Raw genomic sequence first — 17,884 nt, 5'->3', positions numbered from 1 at the left:
TACATAGTATAGATAATATTTAAATGGGTCATGTTGTTAATGCTTATAATAGATCTGAAGCTTCTATAGTTAGAGGAGAAGGAGTATATCTCTTCGATAAGGATGGTAAAAAATATTTAGATTTTGCTGCAGGAATTTCTACAACCTCTCTAGGGCATTGTCATCCATACATTACAGATAAACTGAAGGAACAACTGGATTCATTGTGGCACTGCTCTAATATTTTTACTATTCCCCAGCAGGAAAGGCTTGCTCAGCGTTTAACAGAACTTACCTTTGCCGATAAAGTTTTTTTCTGCTCAAGTGGACTTGAAGCAACAGAAGCTGCAATTAAATTTATTCGCCGTTATTTTTACTTAAATGGACAAGAAAAGCGCAATCGAATTATTACAATTGAAGGAGGTTTTCATGGCCGCAGTATTGCTGCAATTTCTGCTGGAGGAAATGAAAAATCACGCGAAGGCTTTGCTCCGCTCCTTTCTGGTTTTGATAAAGTTCCAAGAAATAACATTGAAGCATTAGAAAAGAAAATCAATAGCGAAACAGCTGCCATATTTTTAGAGCCCATACAAAGTGAAGGCGGAGTACATCCATTGGACGTAGAGTATCTTCAAAAAGTAAGAGAGATAACAAAAGCTCAAGGAATAATTTTATGCTTTGATGAAGTGCAATGCGGATATGGACGGATTGGCTCTCTATTTTACTATCAAAATATAGGAGTTGAACCTGATATGCTCACTTGTGCGAAGGCTATGGGTAATGGATTTCCTCTGGCTGCATGTTTAGTAAAAGATTATATAGCAGAAGCAATCACTCCAGGAACTCATGGGTCAACTTATGGAGGTAATCCACTTGCTATGACTGTTAGTAATGCAGTACTCGATGTAATGCTAAAGGAAGGCTTTTTTGACCATGTTAAGAAGGTCAGTAAATATCTAAAAGAAAAGTTGTTGCCTTTGACTGAAGAATTTCCGAAGATCGTTTCAGAAGTTCGTGGGGAGGGTTTATTGATAGGGATAGAGCTTAGAGTACCTTTGGCTGATAAAATTGTTAAACAATCTCTTGACAAAGGCTTAATAATGACTAAAATTTTAAATAATAGGGTAATAAGAATAACTCCTCCACTTGTTGTTGAGAATATGCATGTGAATGCAGTGTGTGATATATTTCATGATTTATTTTTTTATATTAAAGATATATAGACTTGCAAATGCTTCTTACAACATATAAAATCAACTCTGTTTCTATATCGCAATAACATCATACTTTAATGGATTGGTTATTGATTTCAGTATTGTCAGCAATTTTCTTCTTGTTGATTTTATCGTTTTTGTTTTCAGGAGCAGAAATAGGGTTAACTTCAATTAGCCGCTCCCGAGTTAATAAACTAAAGCTAGATGGAAATAAAAGAGCTAAGATAATAGACCGCTTATTGAATACAAAAGAATTAACAATAGGAACAATACTACTGTGCAATACAATTATTAACATTACTTGTTCCGCTTTATTTACAGCAATATTTATAAATTTCTTTGAAAGTGAGGGCATCTTTTTCTCAACAGCTATGATGACGTTTTGTATTTTGCTGTTTTGCGAGGTGTTACCAAAAACTTACGCCATGCAAAATCCTGAAAAATTTACATTACTTTCTACTTATTTTATGCTGTTTTTTGTCAAGATTCTTTCTCCATTGACATTAGGCATTCAGTTTATTGTCAATCTCATTCTGAAGTTATGTGGGCTTCATAAGAATAGGGAGGTAATATCTGCAGCAGATGCAATGCGTAATATGATTACTCTTCATCGCAGTGAAGGAACTATGTTACAACAGGATTTAGATATGCTAAGTAGTATACTTGATTTGGCTGAGACGGAGATATCGCAAATTATTACCCACAGGAGAAACTTATTTTCTCTTGATATAGATCGAAACAAAGAAGAGTTAATAAAAGAGATTTTGACTAGTAGTCATAGTAGGGTACCTTTATGGCAAAAAGAACCAGATAACGTTGTCGGAGTGGTTCACGTAAAAAATCTAATAAATGCCTTACGTGAAAAGGGTGATAAAATAGATATTACCCAAGTTATGTCAAAGCCTTGGTTTATACCAGAAAGTACACCGCTTAGTGTGCAACTTCACAACTTTCGTAAAAATAGGAAACACCTTGCATTTGTTATTGATGAGTACGGAGCCCTTCAGGGAATTGTTACTCTTGAGGACATACTGGAAGAAATAGTTGGAGAAATTTCAGATGAACATGATTTGATCACAGAGAATTTTATAAAAAAGATATCCGATAATATGTATCACATAGAAGGAAAATCTACTATTAGGGATATTAATAGACAGTTACATTGGGATCTTCCTGATGAAGAAGCTACAACTCTAGCAGGTATGATTGTAAACGAGATAGAGCGCATTCCTGAAGAAAATGAAGAGTTTTCCATGTACGGTTTTTACTTTAAGATTTTAAAAAAAGATAAAAATATTATTACTATGATTGAAGTACAAGTAAAAACTGATAATACTGTAGTAGCAATTAATTAGTTGGGTTCTATGGAAGATACAGTAAAAATAACGGCTGAAGATTTGAAGAGCTATATAGAGAGAATCGAAAAACTTGAACAAGAAAAGAGGGATGTGCAAGATCACATTCGTGATGTATATGCAAAAGCTGCAGATGAAGGTTGGGATATAAAAGTGATGAAACAGATTATTAGGCTAAGAAAGATGGATGATGATGACAGGGAGGAACAGGAAATATTACTTGATACCTACAAACGTGCATTGGGAATGAATTACGAAGGTGAATAGTAGGATTGTAATTGGAATAAGTGGAGCATCTGGTTCTATTTACGGTGTACGGATTCTAGAGGCACTAAAAAATACCAATCATGAAACTCATTTAGTGATCAGCAGTGCTGGAAAAATAACTATAGCTCATGAGATTAAAGAAAAACTTGAAGATATTATATCGCTTGCAGATTTTTACTATTCTGAAGAAAAAATAGGAGAAAAAATAGCAAGCGGCTCATTTAAAACCTCAGGTATGGTTATTGCTCCATGTTCTATGAAAACAATGTCTGAAATAGCATCGGGGGTGACTTCCAATCTATTAACAAGGGCTGCAGATGTAACTCTAAAAGAAAGAAGAAAATTAGTTCTTATGGTGAGAGAATCTCCACTACATCTTGGACATCTCCGAAATATGTTAAAACTAACGGAGATGGGAGCAATTGTTGCTCCGCCGATGCCTGCTTTTTATATTAAACCAAAATCTTTGGATGATATTGTAAATCATGCTGTTGGTAAAGTATTGAATTTATTTGATATTGCATTACCTGACTTCAAGGAGTGGCAAGGAAATGTCAATTATTATTAACGGTAAAAAAATAGCAAATGATCTCTGTGAGGAGCTATCAAAAAAAATTGATATTTTAAAGAAAGAGTATAATGTTTTTCCTTGTCTTAAAGTAATTCTTGTGGGTAGCAATCCAGCAAGTCAGGTCTACGTTCGTAATAAACAAAGAAAAGCAGAATTAATAGGCATAAGTTCTGAAACTATTGTTTTGCCTGATAGTATCTCAGAAGACGAATTGATTGAAAAAGTTAATACATTAAATGAAGATTCATCTGTGCATGGAATTTTAGTGCAGTTACCTTTACCAAAGCACATCAGTGCAAGCAGAATAATTAATACAGTAAGTGTTGAAAAAGATGTAGATGGCTTTCATGATGAAAATGTTGGCAGGTTAGTTAAAGGTGAAAAAAATTGTCTGATACCTTGTACTCCCAAAGGTTCTTTGCATTTAATTAAGTCAGTTGAAAATAATCTGTCCGGTAAAAATGCGGTAATCATTGGCAGATCAAATATTGTGGGTAAGCCAATGTTTCACCTATTGTTGCAAGAAAATTGCACTGTTACCATCTTGCATTCACAAAGTAGGGATTTAGCTGATTATTGCTCTAAGGCGGATATAGTAGTTGCAGCAGTTGGAAAGCCAAATTTTGTTCAATCAGATTGGATAAAAAAAGGTGCAATAGTGATTGATGTTGGCATAAATAGCATTAACATAGGAAGTCAAAGTAAGCTTGTGGGTGATGTTGACTTTGAGGGAGTAAAAGAAAAAGTCAAAGCTATTACTCCAGTGCCTGGTGGAGTTGGCCCGATGACAATAGCATTTCTTATGATAAACACTGTAGTTGCTGCTTGCTTACAGCGGGAAGTTGATCCTTCTGATTTTATTGCTTAAGGTTTAGCTTAATGTTAGCATAAACAGAATACCTTTACAAATAGCACATATATAGCACCGAGCATATAACTGTGTATAAGGATTCAAAGTGTTCATAGCTTAAAAATTATAACGTATACCTACTTCTATGATTGCATCTGGTTTTTTCATCGGTGGTTTAAAGCCACTTAATTGACCGCTTGCAGCAATAGCAACTGTGCCAATTATCTGCGGAATAATTTCACAATCAACACCTAACTTTACTTTATAGGCAATAGTACCCAGTATTTTATCTAGTGTTTCATTTTGACCTGCGGCTGCGGCTACAGTTGCAGCTGAATTTGGAGTGTTAACTGCATTTGTATCCTCACCAAGACCAAAAGATGGCAATATTCGAATATATCCACCCAGTCCTATACTAGCATATAATTTAATGGGATCAATTTCAAGATCAGGATAGTAAAGGTAATTTGCCAATAAACTAGCTCCTACTTTTCTTTTTGCTTTATCAGTTATATCACTTATGTCAGCAAGAACCTCAAGTTCAAACTTAGAATTTTGGTTATGATGATAACCAAAAACAACGCTAGGTTTCAATTGAAAGCTTTCACCCCATCGAGTTCCAAAGTTTAAACCTACATAACCTACATAGTACTGATCTTCGTACTGATCTTCATATCGATCTTCGTATTGATCTTCACAATGATCTTTGTGTTGATCTTCATACTGATCTTTGTACTGGTCTTCATACCGATCTTTGTACTGATCTTCTAACTCACTTGTACCATTACTAGCTGTACTTGCTAAAGCAATCAACACAGCGAACACTTTCATCGTTCTCATATAATTCATACACATTACTTCCTTAAAACAGACTGGAATAAGTGTTCAAACATGCTAGCAGCAAGTTTTGAGCATTGCTTATGGTTACACCTAAACATGTACACAATGCCATCCAGCATTAAAAACTATAACGTACTCCTACTTCCAGCATAATATCCGGTACTGTCATTGCTTTTAAACCACTCAGTTGCCCGCCTACGGTTAAAGCAGCTGTACCAACTATCTGTGGAGCAACTTCATAATCAACACCAACCTTCAGTTTGTAGGAAATAGCACCCAGTATTTTATCTAGTGTTTCACTTTTAGTACCAGCTGAACTTATAACTTCAGTTTTAGGGTTAGATTCTGCACTTTCAGCTTTAGGTGGTTTATTTTCAGCTGTACCAGAGCCAAAAGGTATTACTTGGAGATACCCACCTAAACCTCCACTGACATATAGTTTCACAGGATCAATGTCAACGTCAGGATAATAACGGTAATTAGCTAATAAACTAGCTCCCATTTTCTTATCTTCTGCACCAAACATATCACTTACGTCAGTGAGAATCTCAAGTTCAAACTTAGAGCTTTTATCATAATTATAACCAAAAACTAAGCCAGGTTTTATTTTTAAGCCAGCACCCCATCCACCACCAAAGTTTAAACCTGCGTAGTACTGCTCTTTTGCACTATTACTAGCTGCTTTATTACTAGCTGCACCTGCTAGAGATGAAGTGAGCAACACAGCTAAAACACACAATCCTTTTATTTTCATATAACTACCCATACAAAAAAATATATAATGCACAAGTATATATCCTTTATATTAAAAAAGATATAACCTCATATCAAAAAAAGTATACCTACGAAATTAGCGACATGCTACTCAAAATTTTTATATAACTATGTTTACTATCTTATTTGGTACAGCATATATAGTGCGAATTTTGCTTTGATCGATTTTGTTAGATACAGAATCTGTTGCTATTTTCTTCAATTTTTCTTGAGGTAAATCAGTTGCCACTTCAATGGTCGCACGTAACTTTCCATTGATCTGCACTGCTACAGTCACCATATTATCAATTAGTAGTGATTCATCAGCTTGTGGCCAAGGCTTTAGATATAGCATGCCTTCACCTCCTATTTCTTGCCATAAATTTTCAGCCAGGTGTGGCATGAATGGCTCAATTACTCTGATTAGTATGCATATACCTTCATCAATAAGAGATTTTCCAGTTTTTACGTCTATTTCAGCTATTAAATTTGTCATTTCACGAAACTTTGCTACCACACAGTTTAATCTGCAGTTTTCCAAGTCATCTGTAAGTCCTTGCAATAGTTTATGGATTTTTTTTCTGTACTCTAGGAGTTTACCTACAATGTTTTCATTATCATAGTGTATGTTTACGGGCCTAAGTTGCACTACCATACGCCACAATTTATTTATGTAGCGAAAACAACCTTCCACTCCATCATCAGACCATTCCATATCTTTTTCCGGAGGAGTGTCAGATAATACAAACAAACGAGCAGTATCAGCACCGTATTTTTCTATGATAAAGTTTGGGTCAACTGTGTTCTTTTTCGACTTGCTCATCTTTTCGACTTTTCCAACTTGGATCTTAGTACCCTTCGCAATCAACTCTTTTGCTTCTTCGGGAAAGAGCCATTTGCCATTCTCATCTTTATAAGTTACATGACAGACCATTCCTTGAGTGATTAAAGTAGAGAAAGGCTCTTTAATGTCAAAATAGCCACATTTAGTTAAAGCACGGCAGAAAAACCTTGAGTAAAGCAAATGTAGAATTGCATGTTCTATTCCACCTATGTAATAATCAACAGGCATAAAACGATTACAAGTATCTTTATTAATCGATTTATTTTCACTGCAAAATGCAGCAAAATACCAAGAAGATTCAAAAAAAGTGTCAAATGTATCAGTTTCACGTTCTGCTTGCTTTCCGCACTTTGGACAATCAACAAATTTCCAGGTTGGGTGCTTGTCCAGGGGATTACCACCACTTGTAAATTCTACATCCGTTGGTAGAACAACAGGGAGGTCTTTTTCTGGAACTGGAACAATTCCACAATCTTTACAATATATAACAGGTATAGGACATCCCCAATAACGTTGCCTTGAAATTCCCCAATCATGCAAACGGTAGTTTACTGTTTTTTTGCTTATTCCTTTTTCTTCAAGCTTTTTAATGATTACTTCCTTTGCCTCATTAATCATTAGTCCGTTTAAGAATTCAGAATTGAACATCACTCCATCACCGAAGTACGGTTCTTTTAAGATCTCTTTGGTCTCTTCACAAACTACAGGAATAATCGGTAAACCATACTTCTGTGCAAATTCAAAATCACGCTGATCATGTGCAGGGCAACCAAAAATCGCACCTTCTCCATACTCCATCAACACAAAATTCGCTATATAAATTGGTAATTCCTTGTCGAGAAATGGGTGCCTGACGTTCAGTCCAGTGTAAATTCCAATTTTTTCATCATTCTCCCCCTTTGCCTTCACACTGTCGATAAAGCCTTGTATGTCTTCGTCCTTAAGGTCTTGTACAATAGGGTGCTCTGCTGCTACTGCAAGAAAAGAAGCTCCAAATAAAGTATGAGGAGAAGTTGTAAAAATCTTTAATTTCTTATTCAGGCCAACTATTTCAAAATCTATAGTTGCCCCTTCAGATTTTCCTATCCAGCGCTCTTGCATAGTTTTGACTTTTTCTGGCCAATTTTTTAAACTTTGCAAACAATGAAGCAAATCTTCAGCAAAATCAGTAATCTTTAAAAACCACTGAGATAACTTACGTTTTTCAACAACTGCACCTGATCGCCATCCTTTTCCATCAACCACTTGCTCATTTGCAAGCACTGTTTGGTCCACTGGATCCCAATTAACCCACGACTCTTTTCGATAGGTAAGACCATGCTTTAAAAAATCCAGAAAAAATTTCTGTTCGTGTTTGTAATAATCAGGCTCACATGTGGAGAGCTCACGATCCCAATTGTATGAAAGACCTATAGATTTTAGCTGCGCGCGCATATTATCTATATTATCTTGTGTCCATGCTGCAGGGTTAATGTTATTGTCCCTTGCTGCATTTTCAGCTGGTAATCCAAACGCATCCCAGCCAATTGGGTGCAAAACCTCAAATCCACGAGCTCTCTTGTAACGTGCTATAACATCTCCTATTGCATAGTTACGCAGGTGCCCCATATGAATCTTACCAGATGGATATGGAAACATTTCCAACACGTAACATTTCTTCTTTTTACTATCTTTGCTTACAGAAAAATCCCACTTATTTTGGTAGAATTTTTCAACGTTTTTAAAATCATATTTCATAAATTCAATCACAGTTTATATGTACTAAAGGATCGACTGCTTGACCATTATGCCTTATTGTGAAACACATCTGCGGATCTTTATCTTGTGTGCTTGATTTACCTGCAGATCCAATTACTTGACCTTGTTTTACTTTATCACCAATTTCAACTTGTATGTTTTTTAAGTAGGAGTACATAGTCATGTAATTATCTTTATGTTCCACTATAATTAAATTTCCGTACCACCTCAGGCCTTTGCCTACGTATATTACTTTGCCAGGTGCAGAAGCAATAACCTTTGTTCCACTTTGAGCAGTAATTTTTATGCCATCTTGACATATTTTATCAGAAGAGATAACTGCACCTTTAACCGGTATTACAAATTTACACATGCTTTGTGCATTATTGTTATATACCTTATCTACGAAGGCTTTTCTACTTTCTTTTTGCAGCGAAGAATCAACATTTTCTTTAATCAAATGATACTCCCTTGTGTACTCTAGGTCTCTTTTTCCATAAAATTCTTCGCCTTTAAGTAGTACAGGTGCAGGTTTTTGCAGGCCACAGCTTATCAGTATTGCTGATAATATAAAGAACAAGGCTATACGACACATAAACTTATCTCTAGATAGATCAACTTTCACAAAACTTTATAGTATTTTTCGTCTATTTATTACTTTCTTCATTTATTTTATCAGTCAAATAGTCTCTTAAATCGGTAAGTTCTTGCAACAAATTTCTTGAATAATGATCAATTCTTACATCGTTACCAAATTCCTTTTGTACTCCTTTTATTGTATATCCTTTGTCATATAGCATATATTTTATTTTCTTTATTGCCTCTATACACTTATGATCATATAGTCTTCTTCCCTTCCGTTTTATGGGTTTAATTTGATGGAATTTACTTTCCCAGAATCTTAAAACATGCTGCTCCAAATGTAGTTCTTCAGCTACTTCTCCAATTGTGTAAAATAATTTTTCCTTATTCATCGGTTGTTTATTAATTTCTTCATCATTTTTGAAGGTCTAAAAGAAATTGATTTTCTCGCTTTAATTACTACCCTTTCCAATGTCTTTGGTATATTTCCTGGTCTTTCTTTCTTGTTTTTAACCAAAAATGTTCCAAATGAAGATATTTTTACTATCCCATCCTTTGCTAAGCTCGTTTTTATCTCATCCAATATATCATCTATTATTGCAATAGAGTCTTCTTTCGATAATCCAATTTTCTGGTTTATACATTCAGCTATTGTTGCCTTAGTTACTGTTGTGTCTTTTGTTGTCATAATTTATTATAGTATGTTAATATAATATAACAGTCGACTCAAGATTCAGCTACTTTATTTTTATAGTATGTTTCTTTTGTAGCATAATTAAAAATACTAGCAAATGTTAACATTGCAAATATTGTGAAAAGCGCCATTTGATGATCTGAAAAAAGTGCTAAAATTGACACTAAAATTCCACTCATAACAAACATAAATCCATTGATAATGGATGATGATGTGCTAATATACTTCTGCTCAACAATCTCACTGCCAACAGTAAAATTAAGCATATATCCGCCTGCAAAAAAACCAAACATTAACATACAAAAGTATATAATATGAACTGTTAAATTGCCGTATAGTAAAATAATAACTGAAATACCTTGCAATATGGCAAAAGCAGAGATTACGTGCCTTCTATTTTTAAATAGATTTGAGATTAAATCTGCAATTGGAGCACCAACTGCAAGACCAAGCCACAATATTGCAGTTGCCACACCTAACTCCATTGTATTTAGTTCTAAGTTGCTTAGTAACCTTGGTGCCCACAGCATATTAAGCGCTAAAAATGTTCCAAAAGTAATAGCACCTACTACTGAAGTTATCCAGATATCTCTTAATTTTAGCACCGTTAGTATAGAACATATTACTGTTTTTATAGAGCTTTTTATTGTGCATTTTTCCAAACTTTTTTTTGAAAGTCCTTTCGGATAAAAAAACATAAGTACAAATATCGATACGCCAAATAATATTACGTATACAATCAAATTCTTCCAATCCATACCTTCAGCAAGGAAGCTAGAGAACAACATTTGAATCATCAAAGCGGAAAGACTTGAAATTGTCTGCACTAGTGAGAACATCAGTCCAAATTGGGTAATGGGAAAATATGTGCTACTTATATGAGCAGCTCCAACAAAACCAAATGATGCTCCAATTGCAATCAAGAATTGAGATAAAATTAGATGGACAAAACTGTCACTACTAATAAGGATAAAAAACCCAAAGATCATAATCGATAATGAGAGAAAATAAATTTTTTTGCTGGAAAAAACATTAAACATTGCCCCACTAAAAAATTGTGAGATAGCAAAAGTCCAAGTATATGCTGAATTAGCCAGTGCAACTTGCGCAATCGTGATCCCAAGTTCTTTTTCAAGATCCACACTTATAAAGGTGTAGATTATTTGCATATTGCTGAATATAACAATTAAGTTGCTAATCAGCCAAATGAACCAAGCTCTACTTTCCATAAGATTTTATAAGTAATCCATTAATAACAAGCCTCTTTTAGGTTCTGATTAATGTTAAAACAGTTGCAATTATAGATTATATAAAAGCTATGAAACAACAAATTTGTTGTGAGATTTTAATTGTTAGAATCTGTATATGATCTCAAAAAAAGAATAGATTTTTGCTTTTTATCCCCTGTTATAAAGGAGTATACAGCGTACGGTGAAAGGCCTGGGTAAAGATGATATAATTCCAACAAGAGAGATACCCTTCAGATCATCTTCCATTGAATGTAATGGTTGATGTCATAGTTGAACAGCACAAGCAAAGACAATTAGAGTTATAAAATCTTGTTTAATACACATTAAAGTGGACCTATGTTTTGCCACTCAGAACCTGTCTTGAAAGGGAAAAAAAAGAATAAAGCAAGAAATAGGAGGGTAACAAGTGATATAAGTGACAAGGCCAAATGTTGCACAAGGAGCAATAGAATAGGGAGAGCAAAAACATAACAATTATTAATGCGATAAAATATGTAATGAGGAGTAGTTGCTGGTGCTAACCTTTAATATAGTTATGCAAGAGGCCTAATTTAAAATATTAAATAGCTAACGTAAAAAATTGCTTCCATATATTTTAAATCTGATTATAATCACAGTTAGAGATATTTTAAGAGCTCAAAATCTATCTTTGTCTGCAGACTGTTCAGTCAAATTTTTAATCAAAAAGCGTAGCGTATCTTCTTTAGTGCGTATCTGTTGTATGTGCGCTGCACTTTTTTCTAATCTTTTTTACATAGGGGGATTTTATGTCCAGAATTCCAGATACTTGATCTTTACTTTAGCTAAAAAACAATAGGCGCCTATGGCTAATTAAAATAAAAATTTTTCTAATATATAGAAGAATTACAAAATCACTGTTTACTGAAAACGGGCCAAGAAAGCTGCTAATGTCACAGAATTTTAGGTAAACGTTGTTTGCTTGACGTATGAGTGTGCTCTCCTTACTTCAAGAACTCTTTAATATTTAACCACTTAAGTCCTTTCAAGATATGTTCTTAGATAATAGTTTTTCAAATCTTTGGTAAATCAAAGTCAGCTTAACTATTAATTATTTATCTTTTTTCTAGTTATGTAACGGGTCTGTTATTAAATTTTTCAATAATACCTTTTATTTTTGCCGCCTCTTCAAACTCTAAATTTTCAGCATGCTTCAACATTTGCTTTTTCAAACTATTTAGATCATTCTTACTAAAATTCTCAACTACCACTTTTTCCTGTAAAGTATTTGATATAGGCTTTATTATAGTTTTTGGTACAATATTATTCAGTGTATTATGCTCTGTCTGTTTCTTTCTTCTCCTTTCAGTTTCTTTCAGTGCACGATCCATAGAATTAGTAATTTTGTCTGCATATAAAATTACTCTGCCTTCAACATTGCGTGCAGCACGACCTATCGTTTGAATGAGCGAAGTCTCTGATCGTAAAAACCCTTTTTTGTCAGCATCTAAAATTGCAACCAGCCCACACTCGGGAATATCAAGACCTTCCCGCAACAAGTTAACGCCAACAAGAACATCTATTTCTTTAGATCTTAATTTGCATATAATTTCAATTCTTTCCAGTGCACCAATATCTGAATGTAGGTAAGTTACTTTCATACTGAGCTCACTCATATGCTCAGCTAGCTTTTCAGCCATTTTTTTTGTCAATGTGGTAATTAGAATACAAAATCCTTTTTTTATTGTTACTTGCGCCTCGTGAATCACATCATCAACCTGACTCTCTGTTGGTTTTATGGTGCAGATGGGATCTGTCAGTCCTGTTGGGCGGATAACTTGCTCTATGAATGCGTGGTTAGTCTTTTCTAACTCATATTTTCCTGGAGTAGCCGAAACGTAAATAGTCTGGGGCCGTATTGCCTCCCACTCTTCCAATTTTAATGGACGGTTATCAAAAGCAGAAGGTAGCCTAAAACCATAATCTATCAATTTCTTTTTACGTGCTTCATTACCGCTATACATTGCACCTATCTGGGGAACGGTTACATGGCTTTCATCAACAAATAAAATTACATCTTTAGGTAAATACTCAAACAATGTAGGCGGTGGATCTCCGGCTTTCATTCCATAAAGATAACGCGAATAATTTTCAATACCTTTACACACTCCCGTTGCCATCATCATTTCAATATCAAAATTAGTACGCTGCTCAAGGCGTTTTGCTTCAACAATTTTGTTCTGTGAATAGTAATAATCCAGGCGTTCATGTAGTTCTTTTTTAATCAGTTGAACTGCTTGCAAAAGAGTCTCACGTGATGTAGTGTAATAGCTATTTGGAAAAATGGTGACTTTATCTATGCGTCTGATAATATTGCCGTTCATGGCATCAATCTCAGAAATTTCTTCTATTTCATCACCAAACAATGATAAACGCCAAGCTTTATTTTCATAATAAGCAGGAAATATATCAATAATATCGCCGCGCACTCTGAAATATCCTCGCTCAAATCTGACATCAGAACGTTTATATTGGAGATTAGCTAAATTATTCAGAAAGTCATTAACATGAATCTTATCTCCAGCACTTAAAGTCAAGGTCATGCTGAGATAGCTCTCAGGCGAACCAAGACCATATATACAAGAAACACTCGCAACTACAATCGTGTCCCTACGCTCCAAAAGAGAGCATATAGCAGAATAGCGTAGCATATCAATTCTTTCATTTATTAAAGAGTCTTTTTCAATATAAGTGTCTGTTTGTGGCGAATAAGCCTCAGGCTGATAATAATCATAATAAGAAATGAAGTATCCAACAGCATTGTGGGGGAAAAATCCTCTCATCTCCTCGTAAAGCTGTGCCGCTAAAGTTTTATTATGCGCCATAATTAACGCAGGCCTGTTTGTTCTTGCAATAACATTTGCCATAGTAAAAGTTTTTCCAGAGCCAGTTACTCCAAGTAAAACCTGATCTCTTTTTTTGTTATTTAGTCCTTCAACTAAACTATCTATTGCTTGTGGTTGATCCCCAGCTGGCTGAAAATTTGTAACTATTTGAAATGCCATAATCCCTATACTTTCATAATATATTTATCATTACATAATACACATGATATTATGAGTAAGGTATAAAAACGAGCGTAAATGAAGTTCTATTTTCCTTTTTTATAGAGTTGGCTCCAAACTCTATTGTTAGTAAGAACAAAAAACACCGTCAAAATTATAAAATATGTCACTATTTTTAGCCCAAGTTTATGTCGGCGCTCCAGTTCTGGCTCTGCTGCCCATTGTAAGAAATTTACCACATCATATGCCATATTTTCAACTGTGGCTTGCCTTGTACCATCATATTCTACCATTCCTTCAGAGAGTGGTGGTGCCATAGCTAACCTGCCTGTTGAAAAATATGGATTAAAATATAAACCGTTCTCATCATGTTCACCGTTTTGATAACCAATTAGTAGTGAATAGATATAATTTGCACCATCATGTCTTGCTTTGACAATTAATGATAAGTCCGGTGGAATTGCTCCATTGTTGCTTGCTGCAGCTGCTTCTTTTGTATCAAAAGGTGCAATAAAATAATCCGAAGACACTCCCGGCCTATCAAACATTTCACCCAAATCATTCGGACCATCTTTAACTTGGTAAGAGGCTGCAATTTGTTTTACATCCTCTTCAGAAAAACCAACATCTTGCAAATTACGAAACGCTATTCTATTCATTGAATGGCAAGCAGCACAGACTTCCTTGTATACTTTATAGCCACGCTGAATTGACTCTCTATCGAAAGATCCAGTAATTCCATCAAAACTCCAGTCGATTTTCTTATTTGGTAAAGGTTTAAACTCCTCTGCAGAAAGAGAATTAGTGAGAAATAATACACAAAACAGAGCAACTTTAACCAACAGCATCACTTCATCTCCGGAACGGAATCGCTTATTGTTCTTGGTAATTTTTTTGGTTTCTCATACTTACTAAGTAAAGGTAAAACTATCACAAAATATGAAAAATAATAAAGAGTTGAGAGTCTACTTAAAGTAATGTAAGGCTCTTTAACTTCCTGCCCCCCAAGCCAAGCAAGAAATGCAAAATTTATTGCAAAAACCCAAAAAAATTTCTTAAATAATGGGCGATAAGCACCACTTTTAACTTTTGATTTATCAAGCCAAGGCAAAAGAAACCAAACTAAAATAGATCCAAACATGGTAAGTACACCAATAAGCTTATTTGGAATTGAGCGCAACATCGCATAAAAAGGTAGGAAATACCACTCTGGTACTATGTGTACTGGAGTTACCATAGGATCAGCTTCTATATAATTATCAGGATGACCAAGATAATTAGGGGCATAAAAAACAAATCCAAACAAAATTATAAAAAATAAACCAAAAGTTATGCAGTCCTTTGCTATATAATAAGGATAAAAAGGAATAGTGTCCTTACCTGACCTTACTTCTATTCCACTTGGGTTATTAGAGCCAAATCTATGCAGAGCAACAACATGCAACATAGCTAAAGCAATAATAATGAAAGGAAGAAGATAATGAAGTGCAAAAAAACGATTGAGCGTTGGGTTATCAACGGAAAAACCACCCCACAACCATATAACTATTTTATTGCCAATTAAAGGTATGGCTGAAAATAAGTTAGTTATAACTGTTGCACCCCAAAAGCTCATTTGTCCCCATGGAAGAACATATCCCATAAAGGCAGTTGCCATCATTGCAAAAAATATAAATATGCCAATAAACCACACCATTTCTCGCGGTCTTTTATAGGATCCATAATATAATCCACGCATGATATGAACATAGACCACCATAAAGAAGAGTGACGCCCCAACAGCATGAGTATAACGTATCAGCCATCCATAACTTACGTCACGCATTATACGCTCCACACTATTAAATGCATGATCAACATGCGGAGTGTAGTGCATGGCAAGAAATATACCTGTTATTATCTGCAAAATTAGTGCTATACCAGCCAAAGAACCAAAATTCCAAGCATAATTTAAATTTTTTGGTACTTGATAAGAAGCAGTATGTTTTAGAAAAGAAAATATAGGCAGTCTATACTCTATCCAACCTAATATACCTTTTTCTTCTGTTATTTCTTTCTTGCTGTCATCTTCCATAACTTAAAGTTTTTTCATCTTAACTCATTTTATTGTAACAACTTACCTACAACGCACAATAAAAAGTTTAATTTAAATAATAGATTTCACGAAAACAAGCACTCAGACTTGAGTGCTTGTTTTAACTGATTTAGAGGTGCTTTTGATGACGTACACCCTTGGATATTGTTAAGTTGCTTAATGAACTTTCAGGACATTGATAAAGTTTTTCATACTTACTGAGTGCCATCTCAACATTTTTTGCCATAGCGTTAAGCTCTCTTTCTGTAATTCCTTCTTTTATAAAAAGCGGATTATTCAATGGTTCTAAACATTCTTCCCCTGTAAACTTCTTGAACATTAAATAACCTAACATGGCTGTTCCATTAAAATCAACTTGTGAAGAGTAGATGGGACTTCCAGCCGAATGAGCAACAGATTGCTGTGCAGAAGGTAAAGCAGGAGTATTTCGACCCAATGTAGAAGCAGTTGTCCAACTAAATATACTATTAATAAAAGAGGAAGGTTTTACTGCACTGCTTGCTGCGTTACTTGCCACGCTGCTAGCTTCCAATTCTTCTTTAAGACTTACTCTAGTAGAAGTTAATATCGCTTTGCAATCAATTGAAACGGCACCACTTAATATAGATACTATTCTTTGCATTGCACTACTGTTATTACACATATCTCTTCTGTAACCTCCAACAACGTCCGATGCTGTTCTGCCATTTACATCTTTAATACTAATATCAGCATTGTTGCAAAACAAGAGTTTTACCATATCTGATTGACAATGAAACGACGCTAAGTATAAGGGTGTAAAACCTTTATAATTTGTAGCATTGATATTAGCACCACTATCAATTAGAAATTGTGCTATTTCCAGTTTACCATTAATAGCAGCAATGTGCAGAGAAGTATTAAAATATTCAGTATTAGTAGCATTAATATCAGCACCTTCATTAAGCAAAAGCTGCAATATTTTTAAATCGCACTTGTCAGTAGTAAAATGTATAGGTTTTATACCATGCCTTTCACTACTCAAGATTTCGCTTTTTATACCTATACTCTCCGCCTCTTTAATGCACTTTTCAACTTTCTGAAAATTACCTATGTTTATAGCAGCAAATAATTCATCTATGAATAGTTCAGCTTTTTTGCTTGTTACATCTGTGGTACTATAATTATTACCCATTTCTAACACTGTCTGTATAGTTCCTATAGAGCTAACTTTAGCAGTATGTTCTAGCATAGATGCTATTTTTCGTCTTGCATCGCTATCACACATATTTCTTCTATAACCTCCAACAACATCCGATGCTGTTTTGCCATTTACATCTTTAATACTAGTATCGGCACTATTAAAAAGCAAAAGTTTTACCATATCTAGGTGACAATAGAAAGATGCTAAGTACAAAGGTGTAAAACCTTTATAATTTGTAGCATTGATATTAGCACCATTATCAAGTAGAAATTGTACTACTTCTGCTTCGTTGGCAGCAGCAGCAATATGTAAGGGAGTACTCAAATATACAGTACTAATAGTAACATTAATATCGCCACCTTTGGCAATTAAAAAGCGTAATATCCTTAAGTTACGTTTTTGAGTAGCAAGACGCAGAGGATTTGTAACGTGCTCTCTACTATTCAAAATCTCATTCTTTACATGCTCACTCTCTGCCTCTTCAACACATTTTTCAACTTTCTGAAAATTACCTATGCTTATAGCAGCAAGTAATTTTTTTCTTAATTTCTCAACACTTATTGGCATAAAAACACCTTTAAAAAAATAACATTCCCGGCTTTATATCATGTAATTGAGTATGCACAAGTGAAATTTATAGAGAAAAAATTTCAATAGTGAAGAATTAG

The 17,884-nt window shown here is 34.6% G+C and carries 16 protein-coding genes; 5 read left to right on the top strand and 11 right to left on the bottom strand.

From position 1 onward, the window contains the following. Window positions 1–23: 23 nt before the first annotated feature. From OOK99_RS06030 to folD, 5 genes are all read left to right on the top strand, one after another. Window positions 24–1,202, top strand: a complete 1,179-nt coding sequence (locus tag OOK99_RS06030; protein ID WP_264719716.1) for an aspartate aminotransferase family protein — start codon at window positions 24–26, stop codon at window positions 1,200–1,202. Window positions 1,203–1,270: 68 nt separating this feature from the next. Further along, on the top strand, window positions 1,271–2,548 hold the full coding sequence (locus OOK99_RS06025; RefSeq protein WP_026092656.1) for an HlyC/CorC family transporter: 1,278 nt from the start codon (window positions 1,271–1,273) through the stop codon (window positions 2,546–2,548). 9 nt (window positions 2,549–2,557) lie between these two features. Next, window positions 2,558–2,815, top strand: coding sequence for a DUF2312 domain-containing protein (locus tag OOK99_RS06020; protein WP_006014634.1), 258 nt, complete (start codon window positions 2,558–2,560; stop codon window positions 2,813–2,815). Beyond that, window positions 2,808–3,383 carry a UbiX family flavin prenyltransferase gene (locus OOK99_RS06015; RefSeq protein ID WP_264336354.1) on the top strand — a complete coding sequence of 192 codons (576 nt, stop codon included), beginning with the start codon at window positions 2,808–2,810 and terminating at the stop codon, window positions 3,381–3,383. The genes OOK99_RS06020 and OOK99_RS06015 overlap by 8 nt, the downstream gene beginning before the upstream one ends. Continuing rightward, the gene (gene folD, locus OOK99_RS06010) at window positions 3,367–4,254 is read left to right on the top strand and encodes a bifunctional methylenetetrahydrofolate dehydrogenase/methenyltetrahydrofolate cyclohydrolase FolD (RefSeq protein ID WP_264719715.1); all 888 of its coding nucleotides are present in this window, start codon (window positions 3,367–3,369) and stop codon (window positions 4,252–4,254) included. The genes OOK99_RS06015 and folD overlap by 17 nt, the downstream gene beginning before the upstream one ends. A 99-nt stretch (window positions 4,255–4,353) precedes the next feature. On the opposite strand, the gene OOK99_RS06005 is transcribed toward folD, so the two are convergent. The 11 genes from OOK99_RS06005 to OOK99_RS05955 form a co-directional block, all read right to left on the bottom strand. Beyond that, window positions 4,354–5,091 (bottom strand): hypothetical protein, encoded by a 738-nt coding sequence (locus OOK99_RS06005; protein WP_052264711.1) that lies wholly within the window; start codon window positions 5,089–5,091, stop codon window positions 4,354–4,356. A gap of 103 nt (window positions 5,092–5,194) precedes the next feature. Further along, window positions 5,195–5,830, bottom strand: a complete 636-nt coding sequence (locus tag OOK99_RS06000) for a hypothetical protein (RefSeq protein WP_264719714.1) — start codon at window positions 5,828–5,830, stop codon at window positions 5,195–5,197. Between the two features lie 120 nt (window positions 5,831–5,950). Then, window positions 5,951–8,410, bottom strand: coding sequence for a leucine--tRNA ligase (leuS, locus tag OOK99_RS05995; protein ID WP_264719713.1), 2,460 nt, complete (start codon window positions 8,408–8,410; stop codon window positions 5,951–5,953). A 4-nt stretch (window positions 8,411–8,414) separates the two neighbouring features. Further along, the gene (locus tag OOK99_RS05990; RefSeq protein WP_264336359.1) at window positions 8,415–9,005 is read right to left on the bottom strand and encodes a murein hydrolase activator EnvC family protein; all 591 of its coding nucleotides are present in this window, start codon (window positions 9,003–9,005) and stop codon (window positions 8,415–8,417) included. A gap of 52 nt (window positions 9,006–9,057) precedes the next feature. Then, window positions 9,058–9,384 (bottom strand): MerR family transcriptional regulator, encoded by a 327-nt coding sequence (locus OOK99_RS05985; protein WP_264719712.1) that lies wholly within the window; start codon window positions 9,382–9,384, stop codon window positions 9,058–9,060. Then, window positions 9,381–9,680 carry an integration host factor subunit alpha gene (locus OOK99_RS05980; protein ID WP_264719711.1) on the bottom strand — a complete coding sequence of 100 codons (300 nt, stop codon included), beginning with the start codon at window positions 9,678–9,680 and terminating at the stop codon, window positions 9,381–9,383. The genes OOK99_RS05985 and OOK99_RS05980 overlap by 4 nt, the downstream gene beginning before the upstream one ends. Before the next feature lie 38 nt (window positions 9,681–9,718). Further along, complete coding sequence (locus tag OOK99_RS05975) at window positions 9,719–10,915, bottom strand: MFS transporter (protein ID WP_264719710.1); 1,197 nt, start codon at window positions 10,913–10,915, stop codon at window positions 9,719–9,721. A gap of 1,109 nt (window positions 10,916–12,024) precedes the next feature. Next, window positions 12,025–13,959: an excinuclease ABC subunit UvrB gene (uvrB, locus tag OOK99_RS05970; RefSeq protein WP_264719709.1), complete on the bottom strand. Its 1,935-nt coding sequence runs from the start codon at window positions 13,957–13,959 to the stop codon at window positions 12,025–12,027. A gap of 86 nt (window positions 13,960–14,045) precedes the next feature. Beyond that, window positions 14,046–14,807, bottom strand: a complete 762-nt coding sequence (locus OOK99_RS05965) for a cytochrome c1 (RefSeq protein ID WP_264336362.1) — start codon at window positions 14,805–14,807, stop codon at window positions 14,046–14,048. Next, complete coding sequence (locus OOK99_RS05960; RefSeq protein ID WP_264719708.1) at window positions 14,807–16,033, bottom strand: cytochrome b; 1,227 nt, start codon at window positions 16,031–16,033, stop codon at window positions 14,807–14,809. Before OOK99_RS05960 ends, OOK99_RS05965 begins: the two co-directional genes overlap by 1 nt. 130 nt (window positions 16,034–16,163) lie before the next feature. Next, window positions 16,164–17,783 (bottom strand): ankyrin repeat domain-containing protein, encoded by a 1,620-nt coding sequence (locus tag OOK99_RS05955; protein WP_264719707.1) that lies wholly within the window; start codon window positions 17,781–17,783, stop codon window positions 16,164–16,166. Between the last annotated feature and the right edge of the window lie 101 nt (window positions 17,784–17,884).

This window comes from Wolbachia endosymbiont (group B) of Eucosma cana, from assembly GCF_947250645.1.
Lineage (GTDB): Bacteria > Pseudomonadota > Alphaproteobacteria > Rickettsiales > Anaplasmataceae > Wolbachia.
The sequence above is the reverse complement of the archived record's forward strand: the minus strand, read 5'-3'. Positions and strand labels throughout refer to the sequence as shown.